The sequence below is a fragment of the Novosphingobium sp. ZW T3_23 genome, assembly GCF_044987305.1.
Classification (GTDB): Bacteria; Pseudomonadota; Alphaproteobacteria; order Sphingomonadales; family Sphingomonadaceae; genus Novosphingobium.
The window spans coordinates 1-948 of the sequence record NZ_JBJDRF010000136.1 but is presented as its reverse complement, the minus strand read 5'-3'; the positions used below and the strand labels follow the sequence as shown (position 1 = coordinate 948).

Annotated in this window: 2 tRNA genes and 1 rRNA gene; all 3 read right to left on the bottom strand. The window is 53.1% G+C overall.

Annotated elements, in window-relative coordinates:
- A 23S ribosomal RNA gene (locus ACI3K3_RS25680) occupies positions 1 to 294 on the bottom strand; the annotation flags it as partial.
- 278 nt (positions 295 to 572) lie between these two features.
- Positions 573 to 648: transfer RNA gene (locus ACI3K3_RS25675), tRNA-Ala, on the bottom strand.
- A 17-nt stretch (positions 649 to 665) separates the two neighbouring features.
- Positions 666 to 742: transfer RNA gene (locus ACI3K3_RS25670), tRNA-Ile, on the bottom strand.
- Positions 743 to 948: the final 206 nt, after the last annotated feature.

The following is a 948-nucleotide window of genomic DNA, read 5'->3' as shown; positions in this document are numbered from 1 at the left end:
CGCCACTACTAACGGAATCTCGGTTGATGTCTTTTCCTCCGGGTACTTAGATGTTTCAGTTCCCCGGGTTCGCTTCACCAAGTCTATGTATTCAACTCGGTGATACCTTATCCACCTCACTCAATAACCGGTTACCCGCTCATCGAGAGAAATGGTGAAGGTGGGTTTCCCCATTCGGAAATCGTCGGATCAAAGCTTGCTCACAGCTCCCCGACGCTTATCGCAGCGTGCCACGTCCTTCTTCGCCTGTACATGCCAAGGCATCCACCAAATGCTCTTACCTCACGCTTGAGAATCCACACCATCAATGACAGCCCTGCATAGAGGCGTCACCGTGCTAGGTGCGGACGATTTATCTCAGCCAGATATATAATGACACGTCGTATGTATTCGCGTTTCGAAACACCTACGTCAGGTGCCCGTCTGGCAAATACGACGCGCCACGGCATCGATTAAAAAACCCATTCACAATGTCAAAGATCTGCGGGCAAATCCCGCGCAACCAACCCGTTAGGGTCGGAACTGTTTCGCTTCATCTCTGGAGTTTTCGTTGGTGAGACCATCCAAAAGGATGGTGGAGCCTATCGGGATCGAACCGATGACCTGATGCTTGCAAAGCAACCGCTCTCCCAGCTGAGCTAAGGCCCCGCACCAAACTTAAAGACTGGTGGGCCGAGTAGGAGTTGAACCTACGACCTCACGCTTATCAGGCGTGCGCTCTAACCACCTGAGCTACCGGCCCAGTCTTTCGCCTGAACGGCCACGAATGGCCGCAGGCGGCTGAAAGCCAGCTCAGGCAGAATACACAGCAAACTGTGTACCTCCAGGATGAAGGGACATGAGGACGACGGCAATGTTCTTTGAAAAGGAGAGAAGCTCTTCCAAACGCGAAGTCTGGCGCTTTCTGTCCGATCCTTAGAAAGGAGGTGATCCAGCCGCAGGTTCCCC